This is a genomic window from Marinifilum sp. JC120, assembly GCA_004923195.1.
Lineage (GTDB): Bacteria > Desulfobacterota > Desulfovibrionia > Desulfovibrionales > Desulfovibrionaceae > Maridesulfovibrio.
This window is the reverse complement of sequence record RDSB01000023.1, coordinates 37,605-56,631: the sequence shown is the minus strand read 5'-3', so window position 1 is coordinate 56,631 and position 19,027 is coordinate 37,605. Positions and strand designations below refer to the sequence as shown.

The 19,027-nt window shown below is 46.9% G+C and carries 15 protein-coding genes and 1 rRNA gene; 8 read left to right on the top strand and 8 right to left on the bottom strand.

What is annotated here, in order from left to right; genetic code table 11:
* The first annotated feature begins 21 nt into the window (after positions 1–21).
* A 5S ribosomal RNA gene (gene rrf, locus D0S45_18140) occupies positions 22–136 on the top strand.
* 202 nt (positions 137–338) lie between these two features.
* The gene (locus D0S45_18135) at positions 339–917 is read left to right on the top strand and encodes a pentapeptide repeat-containing protein (GenBank protein TIH12477.1); all 579 of its coding nucleotides are present in this window, start codon (positions 339–341) and stop codon (positions 915–917) included.
* A 2-nt stretch (positions 918–919) separates the two neighbouring features.
* On the opposite strand, the gene D0S45_18130 is transcribed toward D0S45_18135, so the two are convergent.
* Positions 920–1,504 carry a hypothetical protein gene (locus tag D0S45_18130; protein ID TIH12476.1) on the bottom strand — a complete coding sequence of 195 codons (585 nt, stop codon included), beginning with the start codon at positions 1,502–1,504 and terminating at the stop codon, positions 920–922.
* A 133-nt stretch (positions 1,505–1,637) separates the two neighbouring features.
* Here D0S45_18130 and D0S45_18125 point away from each other — a divergent pair, with 133 nt between their 5' ends.
* Positions 1,638–2,603 carry an AEC family transporter gene (locus D0S45_18125; protein TIH12475.1) on the top strand — a complete coding sequence of 322 codons (966 nt, stop codon included), beginning with the start codon at positions 1,638–1,640 and terminating at the stop codon, positions 2,601–2,603.
* A 54-nt stretch (positions 2,604–2,657) separates the two neighbouring features.
* Here the strand turns inward: D0S45_18125 and D0S45_18120 are convergent, their stop codons facing one another.
* On the bottom strand, positions 2,658–3,725 hold the full coding sequence (locus tag D0S45_18120; GenBank protein TIH12474.1) for an HD domain-containing protein: 1,068 nt from the start codon (positions 3,723–3,725) through the stop codon (positions 2,658–2,660).
* A gap of 206 nt (positions 3,726–3,931) precedes the next feature.
* Here D0S45_18120 and D0S45_18115 point away from each other — a divergent pair, with 206 nt between their 5' ends.
* Positions 3,932–4,111: a hypothetical protein gene (locus tag D0S45_18115; protein TIH12473.1), complete on the top strand. Its 180-nt coding sequence runs from the start codon at positions 3,932–3,934 to the stop codon at positions 4,109–4,111.
* A gap of 11 nt (positions 4,112–4,122) precedes the next feature.
* Here D0S45_18115 and D0S45_18110 read toward each other — a convergent pair whose 3' ends face one another.
* Positions 4,123–5,871, bottom strand: coding sequence for a CBS domain-containing protein (locus tag D0S45_18110; GenBank protein TIH12472.1), 1,749 nt, complete (start codon positions 5,869–5,871; stop codon positions 4,123–4,125).
* Positions 5,872–5,892: 21 nt separating this feature from the next.
* Positions 5,893–7,140, bottom strand: a complete 1,248-nt coding sequence (locus tag D0S45_18105) for a nucleoside:proton symporter (GenBank protein TIH12471.1) — start codon at positions 7,138–7,140, stop codon at positions 5,893–5,895.
* 222 nt (positions 7,141–7,362) lie between these two features.
* Between D0S45_18105 and D0S45_18100 the strand changes: the two genes are divergently transcribed.
* Positions 7,363–7,821 carry a chemotaxis protein CheX gene (locus D0S45_18100; protein TIH12470.1) on the top strand — a complete coding sequence of 153 codons (459 nt, stop codon included), beginning with the start codon at positions 7,363–7,365 and terminating at the stop codon, positions 7,819–7,821.
* A 35-nt stretch (positions 7,822–7,856) separates the two neighbouring features.
* Positions 7,857–9,446 carry a response regulator gene (locus D0S45_18095; GenBank protein ID TIH12469.1) on the top strand — a complete coding sequence of 530 codons (1,590 nt, stop codon included), beginning with the start codon at positions 7,857–7,859 and terminating at the stop codon, positions 9,444–9,446.
* 52 nt (positions 9,447–9,498) lie between these two features.
* Here the strand turns inward: D0S45_18095 and D0S45_18090 are convergent, their stop codons facing one another.
* On the bottom strand, positions 9,499–10,320 hold the full coding sequence (locus tag D0S45_18090; GenBank protein TIH12468.1) for an alpha/beta fold hydrolase: 822 nt from the start codon (positions 10,318–10,320) through the stop codon (positions 9,499–9,501).
* Positions 10,321–10,424: 104 nt separating this feature from the next.
* Between D0S45_18090 and D0S45_18085 the strand changes: the two genes are divergently transcribed.
* Positions 10,425–11,462: a hypothetical protein gene (locus D0S45_18085; protein ID TIH12467.1), complete on the top strand. Its 1,038-nt coding sequence runs from the start codon at positions 10,425–10,427 to the stop codon at positions 11,460–11,462.
* A 132-nt stretch (positions 11,463–11,594) separates the two neighbouring features.
* Positions 11,595–13,754: a PAS domain-containing sensor histidine kinase gene (locus D0S45_18080; protein TIH12466.1), complete on the top strand. Its 2,160-nt coding sequence runs from the start codon at positions 11,595–11,597 to the stop codon at positions 13,752–13,754.
* A gap of 51 nt (positions 13,755–13,805) precedes the next feature.
* Here the strand turns inward: D0S45_18080 and D0S45_18075 are convergent, their stop codons facing one another.
* The 3 genes from D0S45_18075 to D0S45_18065 form a co-directional block, all read right to left on the bottom strand.
* Complete coding sequence (locus tag D0S45_18075) at positions 13,806–14,225, bottom strand: hypothetical protein (GenBank protein TIH12465.1); 420 nt, start codon at positions 14,223–14,225, stop codon at positions 13,806–13,808.
* A 147-nt stretch (positions 14,226–14,372) separates the two neighbouring features.
* Complete coding sequence (locus D0S45_18070; protein TIH12464.1) at positions 14,373–14,867, bottom strand: hypothetical protein; 495 nt, start codon at positions 14,865–14,867, stop codon at positions 14,373–14,375.
* Complete coding sequence (locus D0S45_18065; protein ID TIH12463.1) at positions 14,867–18,997, bottom strand: response regulator; 4,131 nt, start codon at positions 18,995–18,997, stop codon at positions 14,867–14,869. The genes D0S45_18070 and D0S45_18065 overlap by 1 nt, the downstream gene beginning before the upstream one ends.
* Positions 18,998–19,027 lie beyond the last annotated feature (30 nt).

The window sequence follows — 19,027 nt, the reverse complement described above, 5'->3', positions numbered from 1 at the left end:
CATCGAGAGCAAGCAAAATTTGCTTGCGACCACTGAGGAGAGGTCACACCCGATTCCATTCCGAACTCGGAAGTTAAGCTCTCCATCGCCGATGATACTGCTGGGTAGCCAGTGGGAAAGTAGGTCGTCGCAAGCTTTTATTTCAAAAAGCCCCCTTAAGAAATTAAGGGGGCTTTCTTGCGTTTATATGCATATTTTATATCCCCGCACTTCTTGCCAAGTGCGGGGAGTTTTGCGATTTTTTTTTTGGGGGATGCGTTTAGTTAAAGAACATATTGCAGTCCAATGATTTCAGGAGTACTAATTCTAAAATTGCGTCGCTCTTTAGGGGGAATATAATGCAAATAGCTGATTTCGAATCATACGAGAATGTCCAGTTTGAAAGTATGGACCTTGAGAATCAGGTCATACAGGAAACTACTTTTTACAGGTGCACATTTAAGGCTTCTTCTTTTCAGTATGTTGAATTTATCGATTGTGAATTTCAAGAATGTCGATTTGTGGGTTGCAATTTGGCACTTGCTGTCTTTGCAAATAGCAAAATCATAGACTGTAAATTCAGGGATTCCAAATTGCTTGGTATTAATTGGGGCAATCTAGGTCCGGTTATTGTTGCCAAATTTTCAAATTGTCTGATGGACAGATGTGCCTTCAGCAGTCAAAATCTGCTCAAGGCTAAATTCAATTCCTGCTCATTGCGGGAAGCATCATTTTCGGATTGTAAACTGGCCCGTGTTAAATTCGATGACTGCGATTTTTCTGGTTGTCAGTTCCATCAGACTGATCTGAGTTCTGCTGATTTTACTACCTCACAGAATTATTTCATGAATGCAGAGACCAATAAATTGAAAAAGACCAAGTTTTCTTTGCCTGAAGCGGTTTCATTGCTGGCAAATCTTGAGATTGAGTTGAAGTAGACCTACTCCCCGACGGCTTGTTCCCATCTCCTGCGCAGCATTTCGCATATTTCTTCCTGTGTATTTGCCGTCATCAGTTCCATATCGAGGGGAATGCGATTATCAAGATTCGATAATTGTTTTACGAATTTATCAATCTTTCGGGCTGAAAATTTAAAAACCTTGCTTTCAAAGAAAATTTTATCTGTATCGTGCAGCTCCAAATACATGACCGGATCAAGTCTGGGCTTCATGAACGGAGAATAGTCTTCCTCTGCTTTCAATTTTACTTCCTGTTCTTCAATGCCAATATCTTTAATGTTGTTCCACGGGATGTATTTGGTGATTGAACCACAGAGCCTAATACCATCGTCACTTGTTTCCAGAAAATTCTTTTGTCCATTGAGGGTTACTATTTTCCAGACAAAAGCCGCGATGCCTGCTGTAGCCAGAATACGGACCAGATAGATTTCGCCATCACTTTGCGTTGTGAAAGAGCCGAAAAAGCTGAATAGTAAAAATCCAATTGTACCGACCAGCCCGAAAAAACATAGTGCAATACCTACTGGACGCATGTCGTTTCTTAGAATAATTTCTTCTGGCAACATAGTCTCCGATTGGTCTTAATAATTACATCCTGTTATTATATAAATACTTTTTACTCAAAATGTCTATACGAATTCCAAATTTAGCCAACAGATCTTCCATACTTTGCCAAATCTTTAAATATTGAAATAAATTATGCTTACACTTGTTCTTTCTGCACTCATTCCCTTGTTCCTGATGGTTTTTGCCGGAGCAGTTTCGTACCGGCGGGAGATTTTGCCTGAGAATTCGGCCACTGTGCTGAATGGTTTTGTTTATTACTTCACCTTGCCCGCTTTACTTTTCGGATCACTGGCAACAACTCCGTTTGAGGAAATTGCGCAGGTTCGTTTTATCGGTGGTTATCTCGGCGCTATGATTGGGACATACTGGCTGATGTTTTTGTTCTCAAAATTTATTTTCAAAGGTCATTTTACTGAGGACGGAATCCGGGCCAGTTCTGGAAGTTTCCCAAATTCTGCTTATCTTGGCTTGCCGATTATGATGTATCTGTATGATGGCAGCAGGCAGGCTTTAATTGCCACTACGCTGGCCATTATTCTCCCCATTTTTATTGTGATTATGGTGGTGGCTACTTTTGAGTTGCACAGGGCGGATAAGTCAAAGTCAACACTGGGTGTCATCGGGCAGATTGCTTTGTCTATGCTTAAGACTCCGCTCATATGTGCTTCTTTTGGCGGAGCTTTTTTTTCTTTTATGCACTTCGAACTTCCTGAATTTCTCGCCACAGGGCTGCATAATTTCGGTATGGCTTCGGTACCTTGTGCTTTGTTTGCTATTGGAATCTTGATTGCCCGTCAGAAGATGGATTTGAAGTGGGGTAATATAGGGCTGGTGAATTTTTTTAAACTGATCCTGCATCCGCTGATTGCTGCGGCTTGCCTGATTCTATTCGGTGTAAAGGGACAGGAACTTCTTATGGGAGTGCTGCTTGCTGGAATGCCAACTGCGGCTCTTTGTTGTGTTCTGGCAGAATCCTACGCAACTTGTGAGACCGAAACATCAGCCACAGTGCTGGTATCAATGATTCTGTACATTCCTACCATGTTTCTAACCCTTGTGGTGGCAGAATCATGCGGTCTCCCATTGATTCGAGGATAGGATATTTATCAACAAGAGAAAGGCCGGGGTGATTTGATCATTCCGGCTTTGTTTTTATTGAGCTGCTTTTTGTAGGGCTATGGTTCTGAGTTGTTGCATTTTTGCTTTATCCTGAAGCAAGGCTTTCATATCCGGGTTGTTTGAGATGATGAATGAAATTAAGGAACTGGTCAGCTTTGTATCGTATTTGGTCTTGCTTTCCGTAAGGATAATGGCAGCTAAAATAGCGTTGAGTCCGGGTCTTTGATAACGGTCTGCAATCATACCGCAGAAGGCATCAGAGATGGCACAGACTCTTGCTTCAAGAGTAATGGCATCACCACGTCGTCCTCTAGGGTAGCCGCTGCCGTCCAGACGCTCATGGTGATCGAAGACACAGGCCTTGATTATCTCATCCCGAATTTCAAGGCGGTTGAGCATTTTTTCTGCAATATCTACATGCTCCTGCATGCGCATTCTCTCTTTATAGAGCAGTTTGGTTGGTTTGGTTAGTACTGCCGGTGGAATCTGGGTCATGCCCAGATCATGCAGGACCAGCCCCATAGCGAGAGGCTTCAGGTCCATTTTTTCTCCGGGCTTGTAGAGTACTTTCAAGTAGATGGATGTGCCGACAAAAAGGGTGTTCACCGCATGACAACTGATATCTTTTTCCCGCTTCAGGGTGTTGAAAAAATGGGTCCACCTGCTGGGGTCTACCCAGACATACTCGCAGAAAATAGCAAGAACAGTGCTAAGCTCGGTCAACGTTTCCCCGATGGGATTTGAATAAAAAGAGCGTACTTTTTCCAGCACGCCATTGTAAAAAATTTCCGCAGCCGCAGCTTCATCAAGAAAATGTTCTGTGAGCAGTGCGCCGAGATTCTGGCTAATATGTCCGGCAAGTGAAGCGTAATCTTCTTTGGAAATGAATAAATTGCCTTCAGTGCAGTAGCTGTTGACTTGGTCCTGCTTCTTGTCTGAAAGTCTTGTGTCTTTAGCAAACAGGGGTACAACTCTTTGGAATTCATCATCATGTATGCATAGAGATACAGGCAGTTTGTTTCCGAATGTGTTTAAAATATTGAAGCTAATTTGCAGGAACTCTTCAGCTCCGGCATTCTGGATTTCTGTATCTTGACTCATAACACTGATTCCTTTCAGTAAAAAACACTTTCCATGTGAAATAAAATAAATGAATAATCAGGTTATTACAGTGACGTTAAAAAGTAAATACTGCCTGTAATTTATTGTTAATGTTTTGTTTTTTTTTGTATGCTTGCGGAGTTTCGTTCTGATATCATGCTTGATGAAATTTCAGGTCAGGCTGATAGAAATATTATGAGGAAATTATGGCTGATAAATTACCAGACAAATTCATGAGTGTTTCAAAAAAGTTACTGGAAGAGGAACCGGAATTGAAACGCAAGTTGGAAAAGGTCATGGGGCATGTAGCAGACACAATAGTGAAGGCTAAGTATGTGGCAAAAGATGAAGATCCGTCCGCAGCAAAAAACGAGTCAAAAGAGTAGGCTCGTGTTGTTTAGAATAGATTGTCACTTTTGCCGTAAGATTTCATTTCGCCCCTGTAGGCGGAAAGGATGTCTTCCTTACTGATAAATCCGCTGAAGCTGCCGTCTTTCATTACTGGAAGGGTGCGTTTACCGCTACGGTTCATTATTTCTAGAATTTCTGCTGCTCCCATACCCTGTTCCACAATGGGAGCATTTCTGTCGATGGCTACTTCGCCGATATTGCTTTGCTGCTGATCAGGGTCAAGGATTGACGATCTAGCTGAAACAACATCCACCATGCCCATGAATTCCTGGGTTTGGCTGTTAATGATGGGAATGTGAGTCTGGCTGGTATTGCTCAGTACTTTTAGGAATTCACTGACACTCATTTGCGGACAGGCATGGGTAAGCTCTTTGTGGACCAGCTGCCCGGTATCAATATCAGCTAGAATCTTTTCATCTGTTTTGGGCCGCAGCAACTGTCCTTTTTCCACCAGATCCTTGAAATAGAAAGATGACGGTTCAAAGGCATGGGTGAGCATGGAAGAAATAAAAGTGACGGCCATGATGTGCATCACCGCTTGATAACCGTGAGTGATTTCCAGCACGAGGAAAACGCTGGTGAGCGGGGCCTGCATTACACCGCTGACGACTCCGGCCATGCCTAGCAGGGCGTATGAACCTTCCCCGGTAAGGAGGTGTTGGGGCACGATCTGGGAAATTATCCGGTAGTAACATGCGCCGAAAAGTGAGCCGATTACAAGGCAAGGCGCGAATATGCCTCCCAAGCCTCCGCTGCCTAGGGTCAGCGATGTGGTGGCTATTCTGATCATTCCCATGAGGGCGACAATGGCTATTCCGTCCGGTAGGGTTCCGTGGATAGCCATTTTAATGGAAGTGTACCCTTCGCCAAGGGCCAACGGAAAGAATATACCGATGATCCCCACCATCAGCCCACCGCATGCAGCTTTGATCCACGGCTTATTGGTGAATGAGGAGCAGATGGAACCCACTTGGCGGATAGAGCGTACAAAGGCAACGGAAATAAGTGCGGCCAGCACAGCAAGCAGAATGGATGATCCGAGATCGGTTACTCCCATGGGCGGGAACTGGTCGCTGAACGGGATGACATTTCCTTCGAGCAGGCGTGAGGTCTGGGTGGCGACCACTGAGGATATCGCTATGGGGATGAGATGATAAGGAGTCCATTCCCCAAGGATTATTTCCACAGCAAAGATCATTCCGGTAACCGGGGCATTGAAAATAGCTGAGATGGATCCGGCTGCACCGCAGCCGATGAGGGTCATGCGTGATTGGCCGCTCATTTTGAACAGTCGGGAAAGGTTGGAGCCCATGGCCGACCCACTAACCACTACCGGGGCTTCCGGTCCAGCTGAACCTCCGCTGGCAATAGTCAGCAGACTGGTTAGCAGTGAACTTATGATTGAAATGGGGCGCAGAATTCCCTGCTTAAGTCCAACTTTGGCGATGACTTCACCAACTCCGTGTCCCCCTGATTCCTTGAAGATGTTTTTGCTTAGGATGACGGCTGCAGCAGCTCCCACTGCGGGCAGCAGGAACATCCACCAGTGCTGGGAGTTGGTTTTGCGCAGCATGCTCAGGAAATCAAGGGCCTTATTCAACCCTACGGCGGCAAGAGCCGAGCCGACTCCTATGGCAATCGCCGCGAGAATAAGTGCGGCATTGCGTGATGGTGCCCGCTTATGCAGAAATTGTTTTAATTCCGCCGGGCTGATGCCGTTACCTGATTTGAACATGTTCGCCTGATTCCTTTAAGTTTAATAAAGTAGACCTACCACGGCCCCGGTCATGCAGGTTGCAAGTGTTCCTCCGATGACCGACTTTGTGCCAAGGGCCACAATTTCATCTTTGCGGGAAGGGGCGATGGAGACAAGTCCGCCAATGAGGATACCAAGGCTGCCGAGGTTGGCAAATCCGCACATGGCGTATGTCATGATGATAGTCGAACGCGGTGAGAGTGCTCCGTCTGGAAGGCCGGCCAATTGCAGATAGGCTAGAAATTCATTGAGGATTGTTTTGGTCCCCATGAGCGAGGAGGCAGTGTAAGCTTCACTGGCGGGAATGCCCATCAGCCAGACTACTGGCCACATGATGATACCTAATATGCGTTGCAGGGTCAGCGGCTCTCCATACATATCGGGCAGGAAAGCCAGAATCTGGTTGGTCAGGGCTACCAGTGCTACCAGAACCAGCAGCATTGCTACTACATTGATAAGCAGGGTTACACCGTCCGATGTTCCTTTGACTACGGCGTCCATGGAACTTGAAGCACTGCTTTTAATGTTTAAGCCGTCTGCGTCTTGATGTTTTGCTGATTCCGGTATCATAATCCGTGAAATAAGAATCGCCGCCGGGGCACTGATTATGGAAGCGGTTAGGATGTGCCCGACGGCACCGGGAAGGACCGGATTCAGTATGGAAGCGTAAAGTACGAGGACAGTGCCGGAGATTGTAGCCATGCCGCTGATCATCAGAGTCATCAATTCACTGCGGCTCATATTTTTTACATAAGGCGAAATGATGATCGGTGCCTCAACCATGCCTACAAAAATATTTGAAGCAACACCCAGACCCAGTGATCCGCCGATATCCATGGTTCTTTGCAGGGCCATTGAGAACCCCTTTACCACCACCGGAATGACCCGCCAGTAGAAGAGCAGGGCGGAAAGTGCGCTGACCACAAGGATCAGCGGCAGTGCCCGGAAGGCAAGTGTCCAGCTTGCTCCGGGAGATGTTTCTGCAAAGGGCAGCGGGCCTCCGCCTAAGTATCCGAATATAAAACTTGTTCCGGCTTGTGTGGCTTGCTGCAATGCGTCTACTGCGTGGTTCAAATACATTATCAAATCACTGAAAAACGGAACTTTCAACATCAGCGCGGCAACGGCAAACTGAAGTGCCATCCCGGTCAGGATGTTTTTCAGGCTGAGTCCTTTTTTGTTTTCACTGAACAGCCAGGCAATGAATATCAACCCGAATAGTCCGACCAAACTTTGAATCATTCTCATTATCCTTCTTAAGCAGAGTATTTGAAATATTCATATGAATTACATGATACTACCCAAGGCTGCAACAATGGCCAATTTTGTCGGCGGTTTTTAATCATGTTCCTTGAACCTTTCTCTTTTTGAAGTTAGTATCTTTCAAATTATGTTTTAAGTGGGAAAAGACCATGAACTGAAGGTGTCTCCTGCTCTTGGAAAAAAACTTCTGATGTAGGGAATGTTTATATGAATGTTGAACTTGCTAAGCCGTTTATCAAGGCCGCTGTGGATGTGCTGTCAATGATGGCCATGATCACCCCGACGCCTGGAAAGCCTTATGTAAAGAAAACCAAGACTGCTGTTGGTGATGTAACCGGACTGGTTGGCATTACCGGGGATATGAATGGAACCATCTCGATTAGTTTTTCAAAAAATTGTGCGGTCACTATTGTAAAAAATATGCTCGGTGACGATGTTCAGGATATCTTGCAGGATGTCCAGGATGCTGTTGGTGAAATAACCAATATGGTATCCGGACAGGCCAGAGCAGGACTTGCCGAACAGGGGTTGAGTTTCTCCGGAGCCACTCCTTCTGTTATTATGGGAGATAACCATACAATAACCCACATTGCCAGCACTCCCATTATGGCTATCCCCTTCACTACTGATGCCGGGGATTTCACCATTGAATTCTGTTTCGAATAGAAACAAGTCCCATTGAAAAAGAGAGAGATTGCAATATGTCTATGTTAACCGGTTTCAGAGAAAAATCTTTCTTGGATAAGATCAGCATTCTCAATGAAGTCGCTATTGCCAAGGACTCTGCGGAAATGGAAGGGTTGCTAGACCTTTTCCAAAACCCGCTGGAGGATACTTCTGTTGATTACATGGTTGTGACTGCCTTGAACGGTGTTCTTTCCGTTGATGAACAAAAAGCGGTTGAACTTTTGAGTAAGGAGGAGGGTAAACTCCGCACTTTGTGTATCAGGGTTTGCGGTGAGTTTCAGTTCAAAAGTGCCGTGCCTGTCCTGCTGGATATGGCCGGTGGTGATCCTGATCCTGATTTTCTGTTTGAAGTCTTGACCTCGCTTTCCAAAATAGGCGGGCCTGATTCCCTTGAACTTTTCCGCTCCAATATCAATAACGATGATGACCTGATCGTGGTCATGGCTATTGAAATGTTAGGAGAGCTAAAAGACGAACAGTCCATTCCGGCTCTCAAGGTATTTGTGGAGCGCAACAATGAGGACGATAGTTACGAAGTCTGTGACCTGACTACATGGAAGGCTGTAGAGTGTCTTGCTGCTATCGGTTCTGATGAGGCTCTGGATTTTATTGTAGCTAACCTGCACCACAGGAATCCTACTGTGCGCCGGGTGGTTACTGATTCCCTGACCGTACTTGGTGCTAAAGGTGTTCCTTACCTGACCAAGATTATCAGCCCGGACTCTGATAAGGACGATATGATCCTTGCCGCCAACGTGCTCGGTTTTATCGGGGACAAGGGAGCCCTTGATGTACTCATGGATGCCATTGAGAAGCAGTACTCCACTGACTCAAGTGTGAAATACGCCATCTATGAAGCCATTGGCAGAATTGGAACCATGAAGGGTGTGATCAGCCTTATTGATGGCTTGGATGATGATGACGAGCTTATCTCTGTGGCAGTTATGACCGGGCTTGACGGGTTGGTTAATCCTGGTGTCACCAAGAAGCTGGTGGAGATCGTAGGTCAGGGCGGCAGCAAGGCCGGAAAGATTCTGCGGGCCATTGTCACAGCTAAAGCCGTAAATATTTTTCAGGGGCTCTACTCTGAAGGTAAAATTGGACGTTTTTTGATGAATGCCGTAGCGGCTTCCAAGGACTCCGAAGTACATGAAGCCTTTCGGGACAAGCTGGTCGAGATCGGCGGCGAAGAAGCCGAGGCTGACATTGCCAGATTACCTGAAGCTGCAAAAGCCGGAGGCAAGAGGGCATTGGCCGTGGACGATTCCAAGTCCATGCTTGCTCTTTACCGCAGTATCCTGACCAATGCCGGGTATGAACCCACCGTGGCTGAAAACGGTCAAGAAGCGTATAATCATATTCAGTTGAATGAAGAGTTCGAGGTTATCATTACCGATATGAACATGCCGGTCATGGATGGGATGGAGTTTGTTGCCAAGCTTCGCCAGACTGACGGTTATGCAGATATCCCGGTCATTATGGTTACCACTGAATCTGAATATTCCCAGCAGGAGCTGGCGCGGAAAACCGGAGTGAACGATTTTATCACCAAGCCGTTTACCGCCGATCAGCTCAAAGCAAAGATTGCTGAATACGTTTCCTAAAATACAGAATAATTGAATTTAGAAGAGAGGGCCTTAAGGGTCCTCTCTTTTTTTATTTGGATTTAATTTTATGGATTGCTTCAACCACCATGCTTCCCACCTGTCTGCTGTAAAGCATGGCTACGTGTCCCATTGCCCGGGGATGTTTTATGGTCCATTCGTCTGATGTCGGCTCCAGATTTTCCCACGGTAGGACCAGTTCGTCGGTAGGGGAAATAAGGGCTGTTTTGGGGATGTTTCTCGGGTATCCGATTTTGTTCTCCCCTTTGAACAGGCTGCTTTGCGGGTGCAGGCTGCGTCCCAGATGACCGACGGCAATGTTGGCAAGGATGCTGCCCCGATACGGGGTTCCGAGGGTAACTATGCCCGCGCACTTTTTTTCAATCTCCAATTCCTGTGCAGCTCCGCAGGAGAGCAGGCCGCCGAGACTGTGTCCGGTCAGGATTACTTTTTTACCGGATTCCCGGTGCAAATTTGAAATTATATCCCGTAGTTCCAGCACCAGTTCAGGATAAGATGTAGTAAAGCTGTTGTATTGCCATGAATGCAGGTTGCTGAATCCGGCAAGATTCAGACGGTAGCGCATGATCAGCCATGCGGCCTTGTTGTGGTACAGCCCGTGGACCATGAGGATAGGGGTGTTGTCCCCATTTTTTTTGATCAGGGGCATATCGCACAGGAAGGTGAGTGGACGGGTGAAGATGGCTATGAGCAGGCTGATCCCTGCTGAAATGGTAGCCCTAGTAATGTCCTTGCAGTTTTGCTTGATTCCTCTCCTGCACATTGTCTCCCTGTTGCAGATCGCGGCAACCAGAAACAGGGGCAGGGGCAGTATGATCAGCAGTACGGCGGCAAAGAGAATTATTTTTAGCATGGTAATGTGGGGTTTCGGTTAACTTATTCTGTTTTCAATTGACGCAATTTGTTTCCGCCTGCAACATAATTATCAATATTTACTGTTACAAATGGAGAGTTGAGGTGAAGAATACTGTTTTAAGTCTGGATATCGGCAGCGGGACACAGGATGTTCTTTACTATATTAAAGGTGTGGAGATTGAAAACTGTTTCAAGTTTGTCCTGCCTTCTCCGGCACGGGTAGTAGGGGCGCGCATTAAGGAACTGACCGAACAGGGGCGCGATATTTATCTTTCCGGCAGGAATATGGGTGGCGGTTTTGGAAGATCGGTTTATCCCCACATGGAGGCTGGTTACAAAGTCTACGCTCATCCACGTGCGGCCCTTGCCCTTGGTGATGATCTTTCCCGGCTGGAAAAGAACGGGATTATCCTTTCGGAAGAGATTCCTGAAGGGTGTGAGGAAGTTGCCCTTGCTGATTTTGATGTCCAGTGGTGGAAGAATTTTTTTATAGCCGCAGGTCTGGATTACCCGGATTATGTGATCGCATCGGTTCAGGATCACGGTTATCACCCCGGAAAAAGTAACCGTATCGGGCGGTTCAACCTCTGGAAACACTTGTTGCTGGAGAACGGTGGACGACCGGAAAGTCTGGTCTTTGAAACCGTGCCTGATGAATTTACCCGTATGGCTGAATTACAGGATAGTATCGGTGGAGGTGCGGTCAGTGATACCGGGGCTGCTGCGGTGCTTGGTGCCCTTTTTGTGGATGAGATTATGGAACATAGCCACAGGCAGGGAATTTGCCTGATTAATGTGGGCAACAGCCATACTGTTTCCTTCTTGCTTTACAAAGGAGCAGTTTACGGGGTTTATGAACATCATACTGGTAATATGACGCCGGAAAAACTCTGGGAAGATTCACAGCGTTTCCGGCAGGGTAAAATCAGTTTTCAGGACGTGTTCGATGATTGGGGACACGGCTGCTTGACCCTCGAATTACCCGAAGAAGCACAGGGCTTTGCCCCCACCTATGTGCTTGGTCCCCGGCGTGCCCTTTTGAACGGTTATGACGTGGAGTTCCCATCTCCCGGTGGGGACATGATGCTTGCCGGATGCTTCGGTTTGATTAAGGGGCTAACCTTGAAAGGGATATTGTAGTTAATAAAGTTACTTCTGGTCTTGCTCTGAGGGATTAATAACGATAATGATGTATGTGATCTATTTATCGCTTAAGCTGATATAAAATCTCATAACTGGATAAACGGAAACCTCAGATACAGATTTAAAACTATGCTGCGTACAATACTGTTTGCTATATTATTGTTCCTGCCTGGATGTTCGGACATCCTTGCCGAAGGCTGGCTGTCCGGTACACTTACCGAGCTTGGGGCTGGCAATCTTGATAGGATTCTTATCATTGGTGCGGGCATTATTATTACTGTTCTGCTTGTTTTCATCGGTTTTCTTTATCTCAATATTGATAGGAGAAAAAAGGTCGAGATTGAGTTGCAGCGTGAGCGTGATCTTATGGGCAGTATCATGGAAACAAGCCCCATGGGAATTCTGGTCATTGATAATGACGGCAAGATTATTTTTGCTAATGATCAGGCCGCGCGGGTGCATGGTGTGGCTCGTGAGGAAATCATCGGCAGGCAGCATAATGATCCTGTCTGGAAGATCTCCGCTCACGACGGTTCCCCCTTTCCTGATGAAAGATTGGCCTTCAACCGGGTCATGAAAATCCGCAATGCGGTGCTTGATATACGCCATGCCATTCATTGGATGGATGGCCGCAAGGTGCTTCTGTCCATTAACGCTTCCCCGATCATTTCCGATGACGGCAGTATTAAAAAAGTTGTCGCCAGTGTGGAAGACATTACCACCAGAAAAAAGGTGGAAGAGGCTCTCAAGGAAAGTGCCTACCGTTTCCGGTCACTGGTTAAGACTGCTGAAAGTGTGATCATACTCCTTTCCCCGGACAAAAAGATTCTTGAGTTCAACCGCATGGCTGAGCATCTTTTTGGTCGCACCCGTCATGAGGTGCTGGGGCGGGATTATTACGAACTGTTCGTGCCCGAACGGCTCTGGGCAGACCACAACCGTCAGTTTGCAACGGTTCTTTCCGGCAATCCCCTGCGTTTGCTGGAAAATTACGTGACCGCCAGAGGTGGCGAGGAGCGCATGATCCAGTGGTCCCTTTCCCGGTTGCTGGATGCCAAGGGCGGTGCGCTGGGCGTGCTTGCTGTGGGACAGGATATTACTGAGCGCAAGCGCAGTGAAGTTGAACTTTGCGAAGCACGAGATGCAGCTGAGGAAGCCAGCAGGGCCAAGAGTGAATTTCTCGCCAATATGAGTCATGAAATCCGTACGCCCATCAGTGCCATTATCGGTATGAGTGAGATGACCCTGAATACCGATTTAACCGAGGAACAGCAGGGCTATCTGGTTACGGTTAAAAAAGCAGCCGGATCATTGCTGCATATTATCAACGATATCCTTGATATTTCCAAAATTGAAGCTCGCAAGATGGAACTGCGTCCTGAAGATTTTAATCTCTTTGAAATGCTTGAGAAGCAGCTTTCCGTGCTTAAAGTGCAGGCAGAGGAAAAAGGCATCGAATTGCGGGCCCATGTGAGTGACGATGTTTCCCGTTGTTATCATGGTGATGAATACCGGTTGGGGCAGATCATTATTAATTTGGTCGGGAATGCCATCAAGTTTACTGAAAAAGGGTATGTTGAAATTTCAGTGGACCATGCGGGAAGCTTTGAAGAAGGGGCCGTTCTTGAGTTCAGGGTCAAGGATACCGGAATCGGTATTTCCGATGATAAGGCTGAAAAACTTTTTGAGAGTTTTGTGCAACTCAACGCCGGTTATTCAAAACGCCATCCCGGCAGCGGTTTGGGATTGGCGATTTCACGCCAACTGGTGGAAATGATGGGCGGCCATATTACTTTTACCAGCAAGAAAGGCTGGGGCTCGGAGTTTAAGTTTACAATTAAACTTAAGTCCAGTGTGGGCGAATGCGTTGAAACAGAGACTTCCCTTCTTAATGAAAATAGAGATGAAAAAGATTTAGTTGCTCGCATCCTGCTGGCAGAAGATAACGCCACCAACCAGCTGTATATAGCTCACTTTCTTACCGAGCAGGGATTTGAAGTCGAAACGGCCGAGAATGGTATTGAGGCTCTGGAACTGCTTGAAAAGAGCGGTCCTTTTGATGCTATACTCATGGATGTGCAGATGCCTGAAATGGACGGGCTGGAAGCCACAAAGAAAATCAGGGAACAAGGTAGCGATATTCCTATCATTGCCCTGACAGCTTATGCCATGGAAGGGGACCGCGAGAAGTTCCTCAGTAACGGTATGGATGCTTATTCTTCAAAACCGGTCAACATCGATGAGCTTGTCCAGATCATCGGTAAGCTGGTTCCCCACACAAAGCATTAGAATAAAAGAATGCTGCCAAATCCACAGGATTTAACAGCATTCCGCATTTTCTTATTGTTCAGTAGTTTTCTCTTCAATATTTCCCACAAGATCCTTGTGCAGGATTCCTGCAATCTGTTCCTTGAAGTCCATGAGTTCTTTGTTGTTGATTCCGGCAATGATGTCCTCAGCGGATTCGATCTCATCAAAACCTTTATTCATGGAGCAGATAAGGTGGATTCCAATTTTTCTGCCTTCAAGGTCCACTGTTCCGAGAATGTTTGATTGTTTGATTTTTTTTCTTACCGCCTGCGGGAGCTGGGGGATGGCGAGGAGCATGTCGCGGGGATAGAACAGGTAGCCGAAAGAGAAATTCTCGGCGGTGAAAGCGTCATTCTGGAATCCGCTGTTGAGGTCCAGATCGCTGCCTTTGGCTGATTCCAGCATCTGCATGATATCGGAGGCGATAGTTGCCGCGTAACCTTTGTCCATGTTGTTTCTCCCTGAAATATTATGTAGCTTTTAGGCTGTTCGTTCGTAATGAGAATCCCCCTGCATCAATTGCAGGGCAAAAGAGAATCAAGCATTTGCAGCATGCTGATGTCAAGCTGATACGGAGGGTTCTGCATATGAATACGGTTATTTTAATTTACCCCACGGCTTAAAAACCGAAACCCAGACCAGAAAGATCAGACAGCCGAATACTGCAAAGGCTGAGATCTCATTAAGCATTTGGCTGCGCAGATATTCCGGGGTTTGCAGGGCTATTATTTTTGTGTTGCCGGAAAGTGCGCTCATGTGTTCCAGCCAGGGCATGTAGCAGGTGAATCCGAATATGATGAAGCCGAGGTTGACTACCCATTTTGTGATGATCCATTTGAATTTGAAAAATCCCCACGAACTTTTCCATGCGAAGATAAACCCGGTGAACAGGCAACCCAGTGCCCCGGCAGTAACCACGTACTGGTCCACTATTTTAAGGCAGATATCACGCCCGTAGAGGGCTTCCCCTGATAAAGGTACAAAAAGGCAGTGCAGCAGAACCAGCGATAGTGCCCCGCCGCCCCAGAGGCAGGCACTGATCATATGCAGCGCGCGAACCCATTTGGTTTGTTTGGGAGTTAGTTTTTTCATTATCTGGTTTTGTTGTAAATATTTAAAATTGTTTGTAGCAGGGTGTCCCTTTTAATGGGCTTGGATAAAAATTCATCCGCTCCGGCTGAGATACATTTCTCTCTGTAATCCGCGGATACGTGGGCCGTAAGTGCTATTATTCCGGTTGCGGGAAGATTGTTTTCCTTTTCATATTCTCTGAATTTAACGAGAAATTCAGGGCCGTCCATGATCGGCATTTCCATATCCAGCAGGATAATATCAAAATTATCGTTCAAAGCCAGCCTCAATCCCTGTGCTCCGTCAGCTGCCATGGCCAGAGTGGTGTTTGTTCCTTTGAGGAAATGTCTGATCAGATCCCGGTTGGGGATGTTGTCTTCAGTCAGCAGAATTTTTATGGGCGGCAGTTCCTGACAGTTGGTTCCTTTGGTTTGGTCTTCCAGTTTGCAGGATATTTCAAGCTGATCCATAATGTTGCGTAGGAGTAATCTACGCGAAGCTGGTAGTGGTTGTCCGCGTCCGGCAATACCTTGATTAAGGAGGTTCCTGTCAAAGCAGGCTCCCTGCTGGAGCATCAGCACCGGAGGAAGTTTCACTCCTTCCTTCTGAAGTATCTGAAGCAGCTCCAAACCGTGGGCATTCTTCAAATTAAGGTCGTAGATGAGCAATTTGTATTTGTCTTCCTGCGGGGATGAAAGCAGCATTTTCAGACTTTCCACAGTGGAACATGGTGTTGTGGTGCCTTTGAAATAGTTCAGGGTTTCGCAAATTGAACTCAGGGTTTCGGGATTGCGTGCTGCAACCAGTATTTCGGAATATCCAAGATCCGGTTGCGCCGGGGTATGCTTTTCCTGAGCACGGGGCAGGGGCAGGGTGACCATGAAGGTGCTGCCTTTGCCGGGAGTGCTGCTGGCTGAAATGGTACCGCCCATAAGTTCAGTCAGTTTGCGGCTGATAGAAAGTCCGAGTCCGGAGCCTCCGTATCTGCGGGTGGTTGAAGAATCCGCCTGTGAAAATGGTTCGAAAATGGATTCCAGTTTTTCCGGTGCTATCCCGATGCCGGTATCGGAGATAGTGAACGTGATATTGTCCTGAGAATTTCTTTCCGTTGTGCGCGAAACTATCAAGGCCACCTCGCCGCTGTTGGTGAACTTGACAGCATTGGCAAGAATGTTGAGCAGTATCTGGCGTATGCGGGTGGAGTCGCCGAGGACAACTTCCGGCACATCCGGTTTGTAACGCATGACCAATTCTACATGGCGTGCGGATGCGGCTGTGGCCTGAAGACTCATGAGCGATTCGGTTTCTTGCAGCAGGTCCACGGGAATGGATTCCAGTTTTACATGATTAGCTTCGATTTTGGAAAAATCGAGAATATCATTGATAATGGTCAGCAGTATCTCGCCGGAGGATTCAAAAATATTAACATACTCGCCTTGTTCGTCTGACAGTTCGGTGTTCTTGAGCAGGTCGGCAACCCCCAGAATGGAGTTCAAGGGTGTGCGGATTTCATGGCTCATACTAGCGAGGAAGGCACTCTTAGCCTCGTTGGCTTCTTCGGTTTTCAGGATGGCCTGCTCAAGTCGTTTTTCAGTTTTTTTATGTTCTTCAATCTCCTGATTAAGGTCTGCTGTCCTGTTTTCAACTTCATTTTCCAACATCTTCTTTTGTTTTTCCACTCTCCGGGTGCGCTGGCGCACAATAAGGAAGAAGAGCACAATCGCCATGAAGCCCAATCCGGATTTGAACCATAATGTTTTCCAGAATGGTGGAATAATGGTTAGTTTCAGGCTGGCACCTTGTTTATTCCAGATGCCGTCGCTGTTGGAACCCCGGACTCTGAAGGTGTAGCTGCCATGGTCGAAGTTGGTGAATGTGGCAGTGGCGTCAGGGGATGCATCTATCCATTCGTCGTTAAAGCCTTCAAGTTGGTATTGGTATTTGTTCAGTTTCGGGTTCTGGTAGTCCAGAGCCGCGAACTGAAAGCTGAACATGGCATTTTTCCATGACAGGGTTACTTTTTTTGATTCAGTAATGTTCGTTTCCAGATCGGCAGGAGCCCCCATGATTGTCAGTCCGGTAATAACCACCGGAGGGGGGGTGAGATTAATTTTTATGTTGCGGGGATCGAACATGTTCAATCCTTTCAAACCGCCGAAATACATTTTTCCGCTCTGGCCTTTGTTGTAGGAATTGATCCAGAACTCAATACCTTGCAGCCCGTCTGAAGGGCCGAAGTTCCAAACCTGCCCGCTGACCGGATCAAGCCGGGAGATTCCTTTGAAGGTTGAAACCCAGACGTATCCTTTGTTGTCTAGACAGAGTCCCTGAATGCCGTCATTGGCAAGGCCGTTCTTAACTGTGTAGCGGGTGAAGATACCACTTACCGGATCGAATCTATTTAAGCCGGAATCTGTTCCCAGCCAGAGCGAGCCATCCGCAGCCTCGGCAACTGGAGTTACCCGGTTGTTAGAAAGGGATTGTGGGTTTCCCAGTTCATGGCGGTAGTGCTTGAAGGTTCCTTTGTCCCGGTCCATAAGGTTTAAGCCGGCATTGGTGCAGACCCAGAAATTGTTGTTGCTGTCTTCGAAAATGTTGCGGACTCTTCTATGTCCGAGGCTGCTCGGATCGGAATCCGAGTGGTTATAGCGCTTGAAATCTCCGGTTTTGCGATCAAGTCGGTTGAGCCCTTTTTTGCTGGTCCCGATCCAGATATAGTCCATGCTGCCTTCGTATATCCACCAGATATTGTTCTGGCTCAGGGAATTGGGATTCTTTTTGTCCCATTTATATCTTTTGATAATTCCTTTCGTCTTATCAATTACAAAGGCGCCATTTTTGCGCGTCCCGACCCAGACCAGCCCGGAACTGTCCTGAAAAATGCAGTTGATCCTGTTGCCGGAAAGTTTCCATGGTTCAGGAGATTTGGTGCTGTAGGTTTTGATTTCGCCGGTTCGGGAATCGTAGGTGTTGAGACCGTTTTTATAGGTCCCGACCCAAAGCAGACCTTCCCTGTCCTCAAGTACTGCGCTGACTTCAAGGCCCGAAAGGGTGTTTTTCTTCCACGGCTGCCTTTTCAGGATGCCGAAAGCCTGCATTTTCGGGGGAAGCTTGCTCAGGCCGTCAGTGTAAGTGCCGACCCAGATGACCCCGGAGTTATCTTCCAGTATTTTAGTGACTTTGTTGCTGCTCAGGCTTTGGTGATCGAGCTGATTGTTCCTGAAGAAATCAAAGTTCATTTTTTCAGGGAGCGCAGTTGCGGTCGCAGGGTCTCTCTTAGCGAGCCCTTCAATCGTGCCGAGCCAGAGGTTGCCCGAATTGTCTTCATAAATGTCGTTTATTTCAAGTGAGCGGAACAGGGTCTTGAATTTTTCCGTGCTCAGATCAAGGATGGAAATGCCTTTCTTGGTCCCTACCCATAGTTCATTCCTCTTTTGCTGGTAAAAGCAGAGTACCGTGTCGTCGCAGAGGGAGTTTGAATTTTTCGGGTTGTTCAGAAAGTTTTTAAATGTTCTTTGCTCATCATTAAACAAGTTCAGTCCGGCTGCGGTTCCTACCCAGATTCGGCCTTGCTGGTCTTCTGAAATGGATCTGATTTCATCATGGCTGATGCTGCCCGGAAGATCGGAGCGTTGGAAGCGGGTAAATGTTTTTGTATTGCGGTTAAAGAGATTGAGGCCTTTGTGAGTACCGATCCATAAACGGTCTTTTGAATCCTCGAATATTGCGCTTACATCTTTATCGGAAAGTGAATTGGAATCTCCGGGGATGGGCTGATGGTTTTCAAAGCTGTCGGTCAAGCGGTTATAGCGATTTAGCCCGCCTCCCTTGGTCCCTATCCATAAAATTCCGGATTTGTCTTCATATAGTGAACGGATATTGCCGTCAGAAAGGGTGCCTTTTTCTGGGCCCCCTTTGTATATTTTGATTTTTCTACCATCATAGCGGTTCAGTCCATCATATGTTCCGAACCAGAGAAAGCCACGTGAATCCTGTTGCATGCACAGAATGGAGGATTGCGATAATCCCTCACTTAGAGAAAGCCGGTCAAACCTTAATTCTTCCTGAAAAGCAAATGTGGGTATTATAGAGACAAAGAAGAATATCAGTAACCCTGTGATTATTGTCGCAAATCTGATGCTCTGTGACATGCGTAAATACCTGTGCAGTTTTAATTGTCT